This is a genomic window from Sphingobacterium sp. ML3W, from assembly GCF_029542085.1.
In the GTDB taxonomy this organism is placed as follows: Bacteria; Bacteroidota; Bacteroidia; order Sphingobacteriales; family Sphingobacteriaceae; genus Sphingobacterium.
The window spans coordinates 4,851,691-4,869,825 of the sequence record NZ_CP107036.1 but is presented as its reverse complement, the minus strand read 5'-3'; the positions used below and the strand labels follow the sequence as shown (position 1 = coordinate 4,869,825).

Annotated in this window: 13 protein-coding genes; 11 read left to right on the top strand and 2 right to left on the bottom strand. The window is 37.6% G+C overall.

Translation table 11 applies throughout. From position 1 onward, the window contains the following. Nucleotides 1-20: 20 nt before the first annotated feature. A complete protein-coding gene (locus tag OGI71_RS20565; RefSeq protein ID WP_282251568.1) occupies nucleotides 21-1,916 on the bottom strand; it encodes a hypothetical protein in 1,896 nt (631 codons plus the stop codon). Between the two features lie 275 nt (nucleotides 1,917-2,191). On the opposite strand from OGI71_RS20565, the gene OGI71_RS20560 reads away from it, so the two are divergent. Both OGI71_RS20560 and OGI71_RS20555 read left to right on the top strand, forming a co-directional pair. After that, the gene (locus OGI71_RS20560; protein WP_282251566.1) at nucleotides 2,192-3,049 is read left to right on the top strand and encodes a hypothetical protein; all 858 of its coding nucleotides are present in this window, start codon (nucleotides 2,192-2,194) and stop codon (nucleotides 3,047-3,049) included. Next, the gene (locus OGI71_RS20555) at nucleotides 3,009-5,465 is read left to right on the top strand and encodes a hypothetical protein (RefSeq protein WP_282251564.1); all 2,457 of its coding nucleotides are present in this window, start codon (nucleotides 3,009-3,011) and stop codon (nucleotides 5,463-5,465) included. The genes OGI71_RS20560 and OGI71_RS20555 overlap by 41 nt, the downstream gene beginning before the upstream one ends. A gap of 55 nt (nucleotides 5,466-5,520) precedes the next feature. Here OGI71_RS20555 and rsgA read toward each other — a convergent pair whose 3' ends face one another. Next, on the bottom strand, nucleotides 5,521-6,441 hold the full coding sequence (rsgA, locus tag OGI71_RS20550) for a ribosome small subunit-dependent GTPase A (RefSeq protein ID WP_282251563.1): 921 nt from the start codon (nucleotides 6,439-6,441) through the stop codon (nucleotides 5,521-5,523). 106 nt (nucleotides 6,442-6,547) lie between these two features. Here rsgA and polA point away from each other — a divergent pair, with 106 nt between their 5' ends. The 9 genes from polA (at nucleotide 6,548) to OGI71_RS20505 (ending at nucleotide 18,110) form a co-directional block, all read left to right on the top strand. Next, nucleotides 6,548-9,346, top strand: coding sequence for a DNA polymerase I (gene polA / locus OGI71_RS20545; RefSeq protein WP_282251561.1), 2,799 nt, complete (start codon nucleotides 6,548-6,550; stop codon nucleotides 9,344-9,346). 8 nt (nucleotides 9,347-9,354) lie between these two features. Beyond that, complete coding sequence (locus tag OGI71_RS20540; protein WP_282251559.1) at nucleotides 9,355-10,485, top strand: hypothetical protein; 1,131 nt, start codon at nucleotides 9,355-9,357, stop codon at nucleotides 10,483-10,485. Nucleotides 10,486-10,509: 24 nt separating this feature from the next. Further along, a complete protein-coding gene (locus OGI71_RS20535) occupies nucleotides 10,510-11,163 on the top strand; it encodes a phosphatidylserine decarboxylase family protein (RefSeq protein WP_282251557.1) in 654 nt (217 codons plus the stop codon). A gap of 62 nt (nucleotides 11,164-11,225) precedes the next feature. Next, nucleotides 11,226-12,263 (top strand): ATP-binding protein, encoded by a 1,038-nt coding sequence (locus OGI71_RS20530; protein ID WP_282251555.1) that lies wholly within the window; start codon nucleotides 11,226-11,228, stop codon nucleotides 12,261-12,263. A 90-nt stretch (nucleotides 12,264-12,353) separates the two neighbouring features. Then, nucleotides 12,354-13,001 carry a DUF47 domain-containing protein gene (locus OGI71_RS20525; RefSeq protein ID WP_104383452.1) on the top strand — a complete coding sequence of 216 codons (648 nt, stop codon included), beginning with the start codon at nucleotides 12,354-12,356 and terminating at the stop codon, nucleotides 12,999-13,001. A 37-nt stretch (nucleotides 13,002-13,038) separates the two neighbouring features. After that, the gene (locus OGI71_RS20520) at nucleotides 13,039-14,049 is read left to right on the top strand and encodes an inorganic phosphate transporter (protein ID WP_282251549.1); all 1,011 of its coding nucleotides are present in this window, start codon (nucleotides 13,039-13,041) and stop codon (nucleotides 14,047-14,049) included. Between the two features lie 238 nt (nucleotides 14,050-14,287). After that, a complete protein-coding gene (locus tag OGI71_RS20515; RefSeq protein ID WP_282256153.1) occupies nucleotides 14,288-15,664 on the top strand; it encodes an OmpA family protein in 1,377 nt (458 codons plus the stop codon). Between the two features lie 181 nt (nucleotides 15,665-15,845). Beyond that, nucleotides 15,846-17,258 (top strand): tetratricopeptide repeat protein, encoded by a 1,413-nt coding sequence (locus OGI71_RS20510; protein WP_282251547.1) that lies wholly within the window; start codon nucleotides 15,846-15,848, stop codon nucleotides 17,256-17,258. 108 nt (nucleotides 17,259-17,366) lie between these two features. After that, nucleotides 17,367-18,110, top strand: coding sequence for a shikimate dehydrogenase (locus OGI71_RS20505; protein WP_282251546.1), 744 nt, complete (start codon nucleotides 17,367-17,369; stop codon nucleotides 18,108-18,110). The last annotated feature ends 25 nt before the right edge of the window (nucleotides 18,111-18,135 follow it).

Here is an 18,135-nt window from a genome sequence, read left to right as displayed (position 1 = left end):
TTCGCTACATCTCCACTTTTTTAATCCCCAGGTTTTTCTTTCTCTAATTCCTTTTCAGCCTTCTCTCGATCCCGTTTTCGCTTTTCCTCTATTTTGGCAGCCGCTTTTGCCTCTTCCTCCTTCTCTTCTTTTAGCAGCTCTTCAGCGGTTTTATGTTTTTTGAATATCCCTGAGAATAATTTCTTCGCTTTCTCCACTCCACTCACGACCTTCTCTACACGATCTGCTGTATTCATCAATTTTGCCTCACGCTCTGGTCCTAAACCGACACATTGTTTAATTCCCATCAGCAAACTTTGCCACATTGCCTTAAAGAAAGGATGATAGGGGTCTCGATGCTTGTTGATATGCCCCACAGTATATTTACCATAAAGGTCTGGGTTTCCAGGATTAAATAAAACCTGATTGACCATAAATGAAAGGAAGCCCTTCTTTTCTCGACGTCCGTCCTCACCTGTTTCAGAGAGTATATTAACTTTCAAATCGTTGTAATCCATTTTAAACGTCCCCTTACTCCTGTAGTCATTAGCCCAGACATCAAATACGATTTGTTTTAGATTACCGGATTTAACCTCAACATTCAGCAATGGTCGAATCATTTTATTGACAGCGGTTAAATCCATCTGTCCAAGACTACCCTTATAGGTATAAGCCCCAACTTTGGAGGTCATATCAAAGACAAAGTTGGTCAATAGCTTTCCTGAGTTCATAAAATTAGTGCTCAGATTAGCACGCATAAGCTTTTGCTTGAGTAACTTTGTCGAATCATTTGTCACATTCAATATGGTACCATAGGTATGATCAAAAGTAATGGTTCCTATCTGGCTATATTGATCACTCATCTCCGAATAAGCAATACCAATATTATTCAGAATCAGCGAATCAATTCCCATTCTAGTTGACATTTGCATCAATTTCATGTGCGGTGCATTTCCAATTTGTCGGGTAGCAGGGTTCTTATAGTGCTTATCGCTATAGATGGAAAGTTGCCCGTTTTTTAAGAATGCTTTTTGCGCATAAACCTTTTTATCTCTGGAAAGTTGCCCAAAATTGAACCCAGTCAGTTGCAAGGTGTCCATTTTAAAGACAATATAACTTCCGCCTTCCCCTTTTTTCTTATAATAGGCGGCTTTGTTTAAAGTCGGCTGATAAGCGACCTTGGTCAGGAGGACATTCCTGTCTTTACTATTGATCTTAAGTTTATCAAAATTGATTTTATAAAAACCATCTGGAGTTTTATAAGTAAAGCCCGGCACTTCGATATCGATCATCTTCGTATGATAAAAACGTTGTCTGTCTTGCTCCGAAGTTGAATCAATAAGGACATCATCAATCCGTACTTTCACTTTTTTTATCTCAAAATCCTGATGTACACCCTTTTGTACCTGCGTATATTTAAAATCAATATTATTCAAATTGACAGCTTCAACATGAATCTTCTTTAAATTATCTTTTATTTTTTCGTACAATGGTTTCTTAGGCCCTTGGCTTACAGTATCGTTATAACTATGCACCTCATTGATAACATGTATCATTGGTGTATCTACGGTGACATCGTGTAGGAAAAGCTCTTTATCCATTAATACCTTACGGATGCCAAAGCTTTTAATCTTAAGCTTGTTGATGATTATTGCATATCGATTGTCTGGAGCCTTTTTCATAAGCTCTAATTTTTTATACACAACACTATCCGGAATTAAATGAAGATTATCTATGGTTAGATTTCCCAGTGCAAGATTAACATGAATATCATCGTAGTGAACAGTGTACAGACTATCTGTCGCCTGCAAAACCAGTTGCTTTATTTTGGTATCCAACAGTGGTTTCCATTTATTGCTAAAATACATAATCCCCCCGGTCAAAGCCAGGATAATAAACACAACAATCCCAATGATCCACTTAAAAATAGGCTTCATAAAGTCACAATCTCTTTGTAATTTAGTCTTTATTTATTGAATAGCAAACAAGATCAATTCCCCTTTTGTTTCAAATACTACTAAATAAAGAAAATATGCAGCTCCGAATACGACTTTTTTTATTTCTTGTACCGCTTTGGCTACTTATATTCAATTCTTGTTCAAATTCCAAACCCGAAACAGGCTTCTATTTTTGGAAAACAGTTTTTCAACTTGATACCGTAGAACACCGTGCGCTAAAAGAAGTCGCTGCTAGGTCCATATATACACGAATTATGGATATAGACTTTGATCCCTCGGGTGTTCAGGCTGTCCCCATTAGCCCCATTACTTTCTCCCAGCCTGTACCTAAAGAACAGACTTTAATACCAGTTGTATTTATCAATCAACGAATTTTTTCAGAAATGGACAGTTTACAAATAAGAGCATTAGCCAATAAGATTGTTCCATTTGTCGCCGCAAAAATTAAGCAGGCTGGCAAAGAAAAATTCAACGAATTGCAATTGGACTGTGATTGGACACAGACATCACGCGACAAATTCTTCTACTTGCTCAATTACCTACAAGAATTGCCTGATTTAAAAGATGTTATTATTAGCTCAACCTTAAGATTACATCAAGTTAAGAATACGGTTACAAGCGGTATTCCACCAGTAAAGAAAGTGACTTTAATGTGCTACAACATGGGCAATTTACGCCAGTTTGGAAACCAAAATTCTATTCTGAATCAACAAGATCTAAAGACCTATTTAGGTGGTACACTACGCAATTATCCAATGCAAATGGATATTGCACTTCCTTTATTTCAATGGTTTGTGGTTTTTAGAAACAATAGTTACATTGGTATATCAAAATATATTAGTGAGCAGGACATCAATAATACAGCTTTATTTACACGCAACCCAAAAAGTAATTTATTCATTTTAATTACCGACCTTCCAAAAGCAAATCTCAAAAAAGGAGATGTTGTCCGATTTGAGCAGGTAACTCACGATGATCTTTTGCAAACGGCAAAATTTTTGAGGGGAGAACTGAAAGGAAAAAAACATCAGATTATTTTTTATCATTTAGATCAAGCTACATTAGCAAATCATGGCAACGCCGAGTTACAAGAAATTATTCGTGCTTTCTAGCACCACGCTCGCTTTCTTTTTTGGAGAGATTGCAACAAATATCGCTTGTGGACCCGAAATGGATCCCTATGACAACCAAACAACTTACTATCTTCCGAATCTCGAAGACAACGGGTTTTCTGCATTTCAATACATCCCCTATCAATTTCTTTATACCGAAGAAGCTCCAGTCAAGGAAAGCATCGTCAACAGTGAAGCTTGGGCAAAACACCTAGGGTCAGATATAAATGTAAAAGATATCCAACAATTGATGTACTACAGCGACTCGGCGACGTCTGATTTGGTCAGTAATCAAAAAAAATCATCCTGGAGCAATCTTCCGGATTCCATCAAAGGAAATACATTTTTACAAACCTTAATTGATGGTAAACATGAACCTGAGCGAGCTTACTTTGTTTTTACAAAAAAGCAAGAGCCCATCACCAATGTTCAACACAATTATTGGGATCCCGATACGCGGAATTTTAAAGAGATTGTACAATATGCCGAACTGGCCGAAACACAGATCAACAAGCATAAAAAAAACAGTTTCCTTTTTGTCCGTTACGCTTATCAGGCCGCACGCTTATATCTATTCGGTCAGGAATATGCCAAAAGTATTGCTATCTATGAGAAATACTTACAGCCTATAAAAGGGAATGAAGCTATTTTAAATTGGGCACTTTCCAACTACGCTGGTGCTGTCCGTAAAAATGGTGATGGGGCTAAAGCGGCATACCTTTTCTCCAGGTTATTTACAGCAAGCCCCGAAAGACGGGTTTTGGCGTACGCTAATTTTCATTATATCACAGCTTCTGACACAGAGATTTTTCAATATGCCAGCACTGATGCAGACAACTTTAACATTAATGCCATTATTGGATTCGGCACTGGAGACCGTACAATGAAATATCTAAACGCCTGTTATAAGCTTGATCCAGCCAATACCGTAAATGCAGTTTTGTTGGGAAGGGAAGTCAACAAAATAGAAGGCGATATGAATGAGTCTTTTTATATTGGTTATGGCGAAAACTACAACTATTACGCTAGAAACGAAGACAAAAGCACCATTAAACAACATTTGGATTCCCTTCGCGATTTCGCATTAAACCTCTATCAAGACAAAAAATACGTTCAGCCACAGCTTGGTCTGATTACAGCGGCTTATTTAAGCTGGATGAATAGAGAAAATGATCTAGCAAAAAAATATCTTGCCCAGGTAAAAGAAAATGAATTGAATCCTAGGTTGGGCGATCAATATCAGATTACAGTGCTGCTTACGCAATTAGCAGATTGGCAAACCAGTAAACAGATTGATCAGCCCAAGCTGGTCAAAACATTAGCGTGGCTGGAGCAGAAAGCCAAACAGGATGGCAAAAATTCAAGTAACAAAAAGGAATGGAGCTATAGTGCTTTTGAATACAGCAATTACAGTCTGATTGCTAGAAATATCCTCCAGAACCTTGTCGTCAAACATTACCTCAGCACACAAGATACAGCTATGGCGAGTTTAGCCGCTGTAAAAGCCGATATCTTCTATAATTACGGTATCGCCAAGGATTCTCTTGAAGACAACATGCAATGGTCCACCATGCATTTTTGGGAAAATAGTCTCACACCTAAAACATTATTAAAAATAAGGGCACTACTGTCTGACAACACGCAACAAAATACATTATCCCGTTTTTTATTGCAAGATATCAAGCATTTCAATAGAGATTATTTGACAGAACTGCTAGGCACAGCATATCTACGGGAGCTTGATTTTCAAAAAGCGGCGACAACATTACAGGCACTTCCTAAAGATCACAAAATAAAAGAAATAAGGAATTCGTACAATGAAGATGAAACGGGTGTTATCCCCAGTCCATTTATCGTCACCATCAATGACTATCCAAAGAAATACGGAAAAGAGAATACGACCAAACTAAAATATGCAGAACGCATGGCCCGATTGGAGAATGCCATAAAAAGCGAAAAAAATAATCAGAAAAAAGCCGACTATTACTTTCAGATGGCCACAGGCATTTATCAAACCAGCACTTACGGAAACGCATGGTCTTTGGTGTCGTACGATTGGTCATCCTCAGACAATCATGCTGCCACAACAATTCACTGGAAACGGAATTACGTACAGACAAAATCAGCAAAAGAATGGTATAACAAAGCCCGTTCACTAAGTTCAGATAAAGAGTTTAAGGCCAAATGTACCTTCATGCTCGCAAAATGTGAACAGAAAGATTTTGTTTATACTGAGGACACTCGCTGGCAATATTATGATTCCCCCTTGAAAAATCCGTTCTACCGCTTTTCGCTTCAGAATAGGTACTTTAAAGAACTAAATACACAATATAAGGACACGCCTTTTTTCAATATGGCTTCAAAGGAATGTACCTATCTAATGGACTACATGAATCTAACACAAGCCATAAAATGAACGCTCTCTTCCTTTTAAATACAGAAAGGCTTCCATAAATGGAAGCCTTTCTGTATTAAGCTCTGCTATCTTCATTATGATACATACTGAGATAACTATCGTAACGTGAAGATTCAATTTCTCCCTCCTCAACGGCTTCCATAATCACACAACCGGGCTCGTTGATATGCCGACAATTATTGAACCGGCATTGGTTCATCAATGCACGCATCTCAGGGAAAAAGTGGGACAGTTCCTGTTTTTCAATATCCACAATTCCCAACTCGCGAATACCGGGTGTATCAATCAGTTTACCCGCAAAAGGTAAGTCAAACATCTCTGCAAATGTAGTGGTGTGCTTCCCCTTATCTGACCAATCCGAAATTTCTCCTGTCTTCAAACCATATTCAGGTACAATAGCATTAATCAAAGTAGATTTACCAACACCAGAATGACCTGACACTAATGTAATTTTATCCTGAAGTAGCTCCTTGACAACATCTATATTCTTTCCCGTCAAAGCCGATACCTCATAGCACGGATAGCCGATTCGTTCATAAATAGCCTTATAGTCGGCCAATATTTCCAAACCTTCATCACTGAAAAGATCGAGTTTATTAAAAATAAGTACCGCAGGTATTCCATAAGCTTCGGTCGTCACCAAAAAACGGTCAATAAAACCCAAAGATGTTGGCGGAGAAGCCAACGTAACCACCAAAAAAGCCTGATCTAGGTTTGCCCCGATAATCTGTGTTTGTTTGGAGAGGTTTACCGACTTTCGAATAATATAATTACGACGCGGTTCCAATTCACGAATGACAGCACTTTCAAGATCTGGCTCCACATCAAAATGCACCCAGTCTCCTACAGCCACAGGGTTGGTCGTTTTAATTCCCTTGGTACGAAATTTTCCTTTGATTCGGCAATCATATCTCTTGTCATCTTCGCCCAAAACCTGATACCAACTACCTGTGGACTTTGTTACCAATCCTCTCATAGAACCTGTTGCATTAAATGTGTCATAGCACAAAAATCGGAAAAATTTATTAAACTTACGGTTTGATGAATTTCTTACCTTTGTAAGGAGACTAAAATTCAATTTTGTGAAAAAACTATTTCTTTTAGATGGCATGGCTCTCATATATAGAGCATATTTTGCTTTGAGCAAGACCCCAAGGATCACCTCGACAGGGTTGAATACTGGGGCAATCATGGGTTTTACCAATACACTGTTGGAGGTATTGAAAAATCAGCAACCTTCTCATATAGCAGTAGTGTTCGACACGGCAGCTCCTACAGCACGCCATATTGAATTTGAAGCCTATAAAGCACATCGTGAAAAAATGCCCGAAGACCTTTCAGCTTCCATTCCTTATATCTATCGCCTGATTGAGGGATTCAATATCCCTATTATTACAATGGACGGTTATGAAGCGGATGATATCATCGGAACATTAGCGAAAAAAGCAGAACAAGAAAACTTCCAAGTCTATTGTATGACACCGGATAAAGATTTTGGTCAGCTTGTCTCAGACAATATTTTTATTTACAAACCAGCCCGTATGGGTAATGGGGCTGAAGTACAAGGAGTCAAAGAAATTCTCGAAAAGTGGGAGGTAACAGACGTGTGCCAGGTCATCGATATTTTGGGCTTATGGGGTGATGCCGTAGATAATATCCCAGGAATTCCAGGTATCGGTGAGAAGACCGCAAAAAAACTTGTTCAGGAATTTGGGTCAGTCGAAGGAATTATAGCCAATGCGGATCAGCTAAAAGGAAAAATGCGCGAAAACGTTGAAAATTTTGCAGAACAGGGATTAATTTCAAAAAAATTAGCAACAATTTTGTTGGATGTACCCGTTGAGCTTAACGAAAAAGCCCTAGAACTTGAAGATCCAAATAAAGACATTCTAGAACCCCTTTTTGCTGAATTGGAATTTAGGACATTGGGAAAAAGAGTTTTTGGAGACGATTTCTCCATACTTGAAAAGAATGCACCTATAAATGGACAGATGGATTTATTTGCTATCCAGACAACAGCAAATACAACAAGTACAGTAATAGGAGTATCAAGTGAAAATATTGTTCTAAAAAATATTCACAATACAACACACGAATATACACTATTAGATACAACAGAAGAACAAGAAAAACTTGCCGAGGAACTCAATTCAAAAAGCAGCTTTTGTTTTGATACAGAAACAACGGGGTTAGATGCAAATCTTGCTAATATCGTAGGACTTTCATTTTCGTTTGAAACCGGGAAAGCATACTATATTCCTACACCAGCAAATCGGGAAGAAGCGCAACGCATCGTCGATATCTTTAAGTCTGCACTGGAAAATCCAGCAATTGAAAAGATCGGTCAGAATATCAAGTACGATATTCTCCTATTGGCAAGATATGGTGTTAAGGTACAGGGAACATTATTCGATACCATGTTAGCACATTACCTCATTGACCCTGACACACGGCATGGCATGGATGTGCTTGCAGAGAACTATCTGAATTACACGCCGGTCTCCATTACCGAACTCATTGGAGAAAAAGGAAAAAAACAAGGAAATATGCGGGATGTTGATTTCGAAAAAATCAAAGAATACGCAGCAGAAGATGCAGACATTACTTTGCAGCTAAAAAACATTTTTCACCCTCTTTTGGTAGAAACGGACACCTTAAAATTGGCCCAGGATGTTGAATTTCCACTTGTATATGTGCTTGCAGAAATAGAACGAAATGGAGTAAAAGTGGATGTCCCCGCTCTTGGCGAATTTTCGAAAACATTGGAACAGGACATCACGGATCTAGAGAATGCCATATTTGAAAAAGCAGGCGTGAACTTTAATATTGCCTCACCAAAACAGTTAGGCGAAGTCTTATTCGACAAACTCCAACTGGATCCGAAAGCAAAGAAAACAAAAACAGGGCAGTACAAAACTGGTGAAGATGTTCTATTGGCGCTGGCGCACAAATCAGATATTGTTCAGGATATTTTGAATTTTAGGCAGTTACAGAAATTAAAATCAACTTACGTAGATTCATTACCTGAATTGATCAATCCAGAAACGGGGTTGATCCATACTTCCTATAATCAAGCTGTCGCCGCAACAGGCCGCTTGAGCTCTACAAATCCTAATCTGCAGAATATTCCGATCCGTACGGAAAGAGGCCGTGAAGTGAGGAAAGCATTTATCCCACGTTCGAAAGATCATGTGATCTTATCAGCCGATTATTCACAGATCGAATTACGCTTAATAGCGGAGTTGAGCAAAGATCAAAATATGTTGGAAGCCTTTAGTCAAGGACATGATATCCATCGTGCCACTGCAGCAAAAGTCTATAATATGGCTTTTGAAGAGGTGACATCGGAACAAAGGCGTAATGCAAAAGCAGTAAACTTTGGTATTATATACGGTCAATCCGCCTTTGGTTTATCTCAAAATCTAGGCATCTCACGCAAAGAAGCTGCTGACATCATCAACGAATACTTCAACCAATATACCGGTATAAAAAAGTATATGAGCGATGCCGTTGAATCCGCGAAAGAGAAAGGCTACGTTGAAACAATTTTAAAGCGTAGACGTTATTTGAGAGACATTAATTCAGCAAACATGACTGTTCGGGGATTTGCTGAACGTAATGCAATCAATGCCCCGATTCAAGGTTCGGCAGCAGATTTAATCAAGATTGCCATGATTGCAATACAAAAGGAAATCGAGCAACAGGGACTGGCAGGTAAAATGATTATGCAAGTACACGATGAATTGGTGTTTGATGTTCCGAAACAAGAGGTCGAAGCATTCAAAACAATTATCTTGGACAAAATGACAAATGCTATAAAAACAAATGTTCCGTTGATTGTTGAAATCGGAGAAGGTAAAAATTGGCTTGAAGCACATTAATTTTTGTTATGACTAAAAAATTCATTTCTATACTGTTGTTGTTATCCTCGTTTTGCTGCCAACCTATTCAAGCGCAAGAGGATAAGCCTGTATTTTACGAGAAATTAGATCAAGGCTTAATTCGTTTCTATTTTGATAAGTATTATTATCTGGCGGCAAAAGATTGCGAATTCAAATCAATTGAACGTGTAAGCAAATTTGATTTCACAAAGCAAATTTTCGAAGGGGAGTTTCGTGATTTCGCACCCAATGGCAACCGTATACTGATCGGCAATTATAAGGGTGGTAAAAAAGAAGGTGTATTTCAAGCTTTTCATCCGAATGGAGTGTTAAAATGGGAAATAAATTTTAAGGATAACTATCCAGTTGGTGATTGCAAATATTATTATCCCGACGGTAAACCGCTATTAACGGTGACCTATGGTGATTATGGTTATTTCATTAAAGATTATTGGGATAACCGAGGAAAACAGGAAATCGTTGGTGGTGAAGGGAACTATGAATTCGCTATTCCATTCGAAGGATTCACAGAATTCGGTTATGATTTTTATCTACGTAAGGGCAAAGTAAAAGGAGGTAAACCACAGGGGAACTGGAACACTTATTTTTACAATGTCGGACAGCAGCCCATTTACGCAATGACACAACGCTTTGTTGATGGAAAAATAGTTGCTACTTATGATGATAATGGAGAACTTCAAAGTGAAGATTTTCAAGTGTTAAGCGTTCTACCCTACGATTATTTTATCCGAGCTGAACTATTAAACAGCAAATCTTGTAGCTTTGATGACTTTTCAAACTTCTATGCCTTCCTTGCTAAACGGTTTACAGATAGGATCAATAAAAGCGGGTTCGAAGTTGCAACCCAACTAAATTTCTCCTATGAAGTTGAAGTCAAAAAAACGGGCTTGGCCAATTTGCGAAGTCTGAAATTGAATGTAGACTCCAATAATGAAAATGATCACACCATTTTGAATCGAATTGCCAAAAGTATAGATTTTTATTTTCCTACCTACAAACAAGATCAACCTCAAGACGATACGATTAAAGTTTCTGGAAGTATTGCCACGGGAAGTGATGGGAAAGTCTATACCCATTCAATTAAAATCGAAAGACAAATAGACAATTCGAGTAAATAATTATCTTTGCAGAAATAAATAGATATGAAATTCCATAAAGAAGGATATACCACATTAGCGATTGCTGTACTTTTTATCTTTATCATCAATGCTGTTGCGGATTATTATGATGCACCGCAGTTTGTAAAATGGTTTATTTATGCCCTTTCAGCATTCCTATTCATTACAGTTGTCCAGTTTTTTAGGAGTCCTAAGAAAGTAGTGATTCCACAAGATGGCACGATCTTATGTCCTGCTGACGGAAAAGTTGTGGTCATCGAAGAAACCGAAGAAAATGAATATTTTCATGACAGAAGGATACAGGTCTCTATTTTCATGTCTCCTATCAATGTACATGTGAATCGAAATCCAATCAGCGGTTTGGTAACTTTCTTCAAATATCATCCAGGGAAGTTCTTGGTCGCTTGGCATCCAAAATCATCGACAGACAACGAAAGAACAACTGTCGTAGTAAAAGACAACGCAGGCAGAGAAGTTCTTTTCCGTCAAATTGCTGGCGCATTGGCCCGCCGAATTGTTTGGTATGTAAAAGAAAATGATCAGGTTGTTCAAGGCAACGAGTTCGGCTTTATCAAATTTGGTTCACGTGTGGATCTATTCTTGCCTTTAGGAACAGAGATCAATGTGAATATTGGCGATAAAGTTACCGGAGCTAAAACCGTTATCGGAAAATTTTAACAATTTATTAATATCATTATAAGTAACTTAGGCTCCAATTAGGGGCCTTTTTTATTCAACAGATGAATTTCAGACAATTATTATTGGCAAACTCTGCTGGAGTTGGCATTGCAATATCCACTATCAGCTTTTATTATAAACATGATCTCCAGACTGCACTGATTATATTTTTTGTTGCACTGGTTATCTGTTTTCTTCTATTCAACTATTTATTCGAGAAATACATCTACCGTCGTCTTAATACCATGTATAAGTTGATTCATAACCTCAAACTTGGCAAAGATCTAAAAGATGCGATTGGTGAACATGTCAGTGAAGATCCCATTACAGATGCAGAAAATGACGTAAAGGCCTGGGCAAAAGATAAAAAAAATGAAATTGAACAATTGAAATCGCAGGAAAAATTTAGGCGTGAATTCCTTTCCAATATATCCCATGAGTTCAAAACGCCCCTCTTCGCTACACAAGGATACATCGAGACATTACAAGATGGGCTGATGGAAGAAGACATGGAAATGGCAAAGAATTTCTTAGATAAAGCTGCTCGAAACCTTGACAGATTGAATTATCTAATTCAAGATTTAGATGAAATATCCAAACTGGAATCAGGTAAAATGGTATTGAATATTGAAAAATTTGACATTGTAGATCTTATCAAAGACACCTCATATTCATTGGAAGACAAAGCCAAACATCATAATATTAAGATCGAGTTCAAACCTAAAACCGGCACACCACATTGGGTTAAAGCCGATCGCAATAAAATACATCAGGTATTGTATAATCTTATCGATAACTCACTCAAATACGGAAAAGTGGGCGGGACAACGAAAATCAAGATTTTCCCGCTTTTTGAGCAAGTACTCATAGAAATCACGGATGACGGTTATGGTATCGAAGAAAAAAATCTGAGCCGGGTATTCGAGCGATTCTTCCGCACAGATAAAAGTCGCTCAAGAGATATTGGCGGATCGGGCTTAGGTCTTGCGATTGTCAAACATATTGTTGAAGCGCATCAACAGAATGTTAATGTCCGTAGTACAGAGGGCATTGGAACCACTTTTGGCTTTACTTTGCAAAAAGTTCAGGTCGGAGATTAAACAATTGATGACACTTTTGTGTTTAAACAAAACCAATGTTAACATTAACTTAACATTAGGGTGTTATTTTTGCAAAAATAAATTTAAGATATGTCTTTAAATAGCATTTTTCAATACTTCGTTCCAAAGGACAAAAAATTCTTCCCTTTGTTTGAACAAGCCGGCAACAATTTGATCGAAATGTCTCAATTGTTAAAAGATATTGTTAACTCAAACAATCCAGAAAAGAAGAAAGAGTTCACACGTAAGATGGAAGACTTGGAGCACAAAGGCGACAACATCACACATCAAATTCACTTGGAGCTAGGTAAAAATTTCATTACACCTTTTGACCGCGAAGATATACACTCCTTAGCAAGTTCTTTGGACGATGTAGCCGATTTTATCCACGGTGCGGCTAATAGAATGGACTTATACAAGGTAGAAAAAGCAACAGAACCAATGATAGAAATCGCGGATCTACTGGTGGAAGCTACTGAACATGTTTCAAAAGCAATCCACGAACTTCGGGATTTAAAAAACATTCGCAATATCACAGATTCTTGTGTGCGTATCAATAGTGTAGAAAATAAAGCAGACTATATTTTTGATAAGGCAGTAGCCGATCTTTTTGAATTTGAAAAAGACGCTATTTCATTGATCAAACACAAAGAAGTGTTATCCGCAATGGAAGATGCAACAGACAAATGCGAGGATGTTGCTAATGTATTAGAAAGTATTCTAGTTAAAAACGCATAATCATTCGATCATAAGTGCATAAAAATTCTACGAGATTATGATGTCAACATTACTCGTTGTTGTGATTGTCTTAGCAATTGCATTTGACTACATCAATGGATTCCATGATGCAGCCAACTCTATTGCGACAGTTGTATCAACAAAAGTTCTAACACCAGCAATGGCTGTATTATGGGCTGCCATATTCAACTTTGCTGCTTATTTCTACTTTACAGATCACAAAGTAGCCAACACCATTGCCAAAACGGTATTGGAAGAATATATTACCTTAGAGGTTATCTTTGCGGGCTTGCTCGCAGCAATTGGCTGGAACTTATTCACTTGGTACTATGGAGTACCATCAAGTTCCTCACACACCTTGATTGGAGGCTTTGCCGGATCAGGAATGGCTTATGCCTTTATTCTTGGTGCAGATCCTATACACGCAATCAATATCGATGCAACATTAAAAATTATTGCTTTCATCGTGTTTGCACCGATCATCGGTATGACCATATCTATTATCATTACACTCATTGTAATCAATTTAGCCAAAAACTCACGGCCTAGTGTTGCTGAAAAATGGTTTAAAGTACTGCAATTAGTTTCATCTGCAGCCTTGAGTTTTGCGCATGGTGGTAATGATGCACAAAAAGTAATGGGTATTATCCTTGTAGCTATGGTAGCTGGTGGCTACATGCAAAATACCGAACATATGCCCGAATGGATTCCCTTAACGTGTTACGCAGCTATTGCAGCTGGAACAATGAGTGGAGGCTGGAAAATTGTTAAGACAATGGGTACTAAAATTACGAAAGTGACACCATTAGAAGGAGTTTGTGCGGAATCTGCAGGAGCGGTAACATTAGGTATAACTGAGCATTTCGGAATCCCAGCTTCAACAACACATACCATTACAGGAGCCATTATTGGTGTCGGAGTTGTTAAGCGTGTTTCAGCAGTGCGCTGGGGGGTAACGATTAGTTTATTATGGGCTTGGGTCTTGACAATTCCAGTATCGGCTCTGCTTGGAGGACTCTCTTTAGTCATTGTACATTATTTACTTTAGAAAGAATTTCTTAATTTTTTTCTAAAAGCTATTGAAACAAAACAAAAATTTGGTACTTTCGTACCGAATTTTTGTTTTGTTGTTTCACATTAAATACTTAATTTAGTACGAAATATCAGAAATTTAAAAATTTAACATAATTTTAAGACTTTGGCACGGCAATTGTACTGTTCCAGATATTAAATGATAACAAAGTTTGAAAACAATTAAAATTAATAATAACCTTAAAAACAAGAGTATGAACTATTCTACAATTAAAAAAACAGCTGTTGCTGCTACATTAGTTGCCGCTTTAGGTTTCGCTGATACAGCACAAGCTCAACAAGTATTCGGTGGTAGATCACAATACAGAACTTGGTCTATCGGAGTTCAAGGTGGTATCACTACGCCTAATGCTTTAATTGGTGGTAACAATAACTTTGGTCAAAAAGTTGGTTATTTCCAAAACAAAGTGGGTGAGTACTATGGTTTGACAGTACGCAAGCAATTCTCGCACCTATTCGGTTTAGAAGTTGAAGCAAACCGTGGTAAGATCAAGACTTACAATCATGACGAGTCTGGTCCTGCAGTTGAAAACAAATATGGCGCTCAATCTGCTGAAACAAAAGTAAACTGGGCAGCTAGCTTAAACGGTGTTTTCCAATTGGGTACTATTGATTTCTTAAGAAGAGAAAATGCTGTTAACTTCTACGCTAAAGTAGGTATTGGTGCTTTTGCTTACAACCCAGTTCAATTCGGAACTAATGACTTTTCAGGACAACCTGTTTACGATCAAAAATGGGGTGAAGATGTATTCGGTGATCGTTCACCTTCTAACCCACGCGACAAAGATTACCGTTTAGGTATGATCGTTCCTGTAGGTGTTGGTGCTAAATTCAAATTATCTGAAGTTGTTGCCTTGAATTTAGGTTACACAATGAACTTCACTGATGAAGCATTATTGTACGGACCTGGCAGAAACAATACTACAAAACAACGTTTCTCTAACGTATACGGTGGTTTAGAGTTCACTTTAGGTTCAAAAGACAAACAAAACTTGACTTTTGCTAACCCAGTAGCTACAATGTATGATGAGTTGAAAGATCCTTCATTGAGAAACGAAGTTGAAGCTTTGAAACAACGCGTAAGCACTTTAGAAGGTACTGTTAACACATTAAGCGCTGATGCTGATGGTGATGGTGTATCTGACAAATTTGACAAATGTCCTGGTACTCCTGCTGGTACTCCAGTAGATGGTTCAGGATGTCCAATCAAATTCCCAGAGCCAGTTGTTGAAAACATCGCTTCTAACGGTTACTATGCTCCAATTCAATTCGAATTTGATAGCTCAGTATTGAAAACTTCTTCTTACTCAACTTTGGATAAATTGGCTAAAGAAGTACGTGACAATAATTCATCTGTAACTTTAGACGGTTATGCATCTGCAGAAGGTTCTGAAGCTTACAACGTGACTTTGTCTAAAGACCGTGCTAACTCTGTAAAACAATACTTAGTAAATGCTGGTGTTTCTTCATCAAGCATCACTGCTAACGGTTACGGAGAGAAAAACCCAATCGCGTCTAATTCAACTGAAGAAGGTCGTGTTCAAAACCGTCGTGTTGAGATCAAAAAATAATCGTATATAACTTATACCATTATATTAAAAGCCGGCTCTAGAGCCGGCTTTTTTATTTTGACAGTATTTATCCTTAACTTTGTGGATGATATCCAATTTGTGGAAAATTTATTAAAGCAAATTAGATAAGAAATTAGTATTTTGATTTAAGGAACAGAATACTGGTTTTAAACTTTTGAGAATGGAAGAGGATTTTGAATTTGAAAACCCCGAAGAAAGAAAAATCTCGGTGGACAGATATGAGGAAATGCTTCGAAACGAGGATCAGTATTTTTTTGACTCCAAGGCTTTCGAAGGAATAATAGACTACTATGCTGAAAAAAATGATCCTGTAAAGGCACTACAAGTGACCGAATTTGCAATCAGCCAGCATCCCTTTGATATTACTTTTTTGTTGAAGCAAGCACAATTGTTTTCAACAATTCAACAGTATCAGAATGCTTTAGCGGCCTTGGATAAAGCAGAACTACTGGAAGCTTCAGAAGGAGATATATTCTTAATTAGAGGCGGTATTTTGGGGAGCATAGGACAATTTGATGAAGCATTAGATCAATTATTCAAAGCATTACCCTTATTAGACAATAAAGATGAGGTTTATTTTCATATTGCCATGATTTTTCAAGCGCAAATGAACTATGATAAAGCTATTGTCTATTTAAAGAAGGCGCTTGAACTCAATATGGACTATCAAGAAGCACTCTATGAGCTAGCTTATTGCTATGATGTACTTGACAGGCAAGAAGAAAGTATATCTTTCTATAAAAAATATATTGACTCAGACCCTTATTCGTATTATGCTTGGTATAATCTAGGTAATTCCTATCATAAAATAAGCAAATTCGAAGAAGCATTAGATGCATATGACTATGCCATATTAATCAAGGAAGACTTCTCATCTGCTTATTTCAATAAAGGAAATGCACTGGTCAACTTAGATCGCTATCAGGAGGCATTGGACGTATACAAACAGACCTTTGAATACGAACAACCCAGTGCGGATACCTATTGTGCTATAGGTGAGTGTTACGAGAAGCTTGAACAAATGGAAGAAGCTCGAAACTACTATAAAAAAGCTGTAAAGTTAGACGCCGAGCTTGCAGACGCATGGTTTGGTATTGGTGTTACATTGGATTTTGAAGAACGTTACTTTGAGTCGCTTCATTTCTACAAAAAGGCTTTGGAACTAGAAGACACAAATCCGGATTACTGGTTTGCAATCGCAGATGCTCGATATAAGTTACAGCAAATTGATCAGGCTGAAGAAGCATATAAAAAAGTAGTGGCATTAAATCCATCAGATATAGATGCTTGGCTCGATTACTCTTCAATCCTATTTGAGCAGAGCAAAATTGATGAAGCCATCAATGTCATGTCAGATGGAATTACGCAAAACCCTGAAGCGGCGGAACTATATTATCGTGTAGTGGCCTATCTATTTGCAAATGGACAATACAATGAAGCTTTAAACTTCTTAGAACTAGGCTTAGCTACAAATCCGGAAAAACATCACATTCTCTTTGATTACCTTCCTCAGTTGCAAGGAAATCAAATTATCACTGAAATTGTAAAAAAATATACCAAACCAAAAAATTAAAGTAGACGGCATTTTATACTCCCAGGCAATCTTTCAGACTTGCCTGGGAGTATAAAATGCATTTAGATTAAGCTTACCTTTTCACCCAAAGAAGTATTAAACCATTCAATGAAAAAATTAGGTCTGATAGGATTTCCGTTAGGACACTCCTTTTCCAAGAAATATTATTTAGAAAAGTTTCAGAAAGAAAATATTCAACATGTAGATTATGACCTATATCCAATTGAACGTATATCGGATTTTCCATCTATATTTACGAACAAGGACTTTTATGGGGTAAATGTGACCATTCCATATAAGATAGAGGTCATGGATTATTTAAACGAACTATCGGAAGAAGCTAAAGTAATACAAGCTGTAAACTGTATCCGCATTACGCATCTCGCAAACGGCGTTCCATACTTGAAAGGCTATAACACGGATGCATATGGATTTGAAGAATCACTGAAACCACTTTTGAACCAGAATGACAAAAACGCTTTAATCCTAGGAAACGGAGGAGCAGCAAAAGCAGTGATCTATACATTAGATAAATTAGGGATAAAATACAAGCTCGTCAGCAGAACCAAACAAACGGACAACTACACGTATGAGGAATTAGATGAAACGATTTTAGCTGAATATACATTAATTATCAATTGTTCACCAGTGGGAACATTTCCCAATATAGCAGAGTCTCCGACTTTACCGTACGAACATATCAATGCCAAGCACCTATTCTATGATCTTATTTATAATCCAGAAGAGACAACATTCCTAAAGAAAGGCAAAGAAAAAGGTGCTCGAACTAAAAATGGGTATGAAATGTTGCTGCTTCAGGCAGAGAAGAATTGGGAAATTTGGAATAGCTAGTCTTTCTCTATTTAGAAAACAATAA

Excerpts from the sequence above, each read along its gene's own strand:
- OGI71_RS20565 (WP_282251568.1), bottom strand. The coding sequence starts at position 1,916 with ATGAAGCCTATTTTTAAGTGGATCATTGGGATTGTTGTGTTTATTATC.
- OGI71_RS20560 (WP_282251566.1), top strand. The coding sequence starts at position 2,192 with ATGGATATAGACTTTGATCCCTCGGGTGTTCAGGCTGTCCCCATTAGC.
- OGI71_RS20555 (WP_282251564.1), top strand. The coding sequence starts at position 3,009 with ATGGCAACGCCGAGTTACAAGAAATTATTCGTGCTTTCTAGCACCACG.
- rsgA (WP_282251563.1), bottom strand. The coding sequence starts at position 6,441 with ATGAGAGGATTGGTAACAAAGTCCACAGGTAGTTGGTATCAGGTTTTG.
- OGI71_RS20540 (WP_282251559.1), top strand. The coding sequence starts at position 9,355 with ATGACTAAAAAATTCATTTCTATACTGTTGTTGTTATCCTCGTTTTGC.
- OGI71_RS20535 (WP_282251557.1), top strand. The coding sequence starts at position 10,510 with ATGAAATTCCATAAAGAAGGATATACCACATTAGCGATTGCTGTACTT.
- OGI71_RS20530 (WP_282251555.1), top strand. The coding sequence starts at position 11,226 with ATGAATTTCAGACAATTATTATTGGCAAACTCTGCTGGAGTTGGCATT.
- OGI71_RS20525 (WP_104383452.1), top strand. The coding sequence starts at position 12,354 with ATGTCTTTAAATAGCATTTTTCAATACTTCGTTCCAAAGGACAAAAAA.
- OGI71_RS20520 (WP_282251549.1), top strand. The coding sequence starts at position 13,039 with ATGATGTCAACATTACTCGTTGTTGTGATTGTCTTAGCAATTGCATTT.
- OGI71_RS20515 (WP_282256153.1), top strand. The coding sequence starts at position 14,288 with ATGAACTATTCTACAATTAAAAAAACAGCTGTTGCTGCTACATTAGTT.
- OGI71_RS20510 (WP_282251547.1), top strand. The coding sequence starts at position 15,846 with ATGGAAGAGGATTTTGAATTTGAAAACCCCGAAGAAAGAAAAATCTCG.
- OGI71_RS20505 (WP_282251546.1), top strand. The coding sequence starts at position 17,367 with ATGAAAAAATTAGGTCTGATAGGATTTCCGTTAGGACACTCCTTTTCC.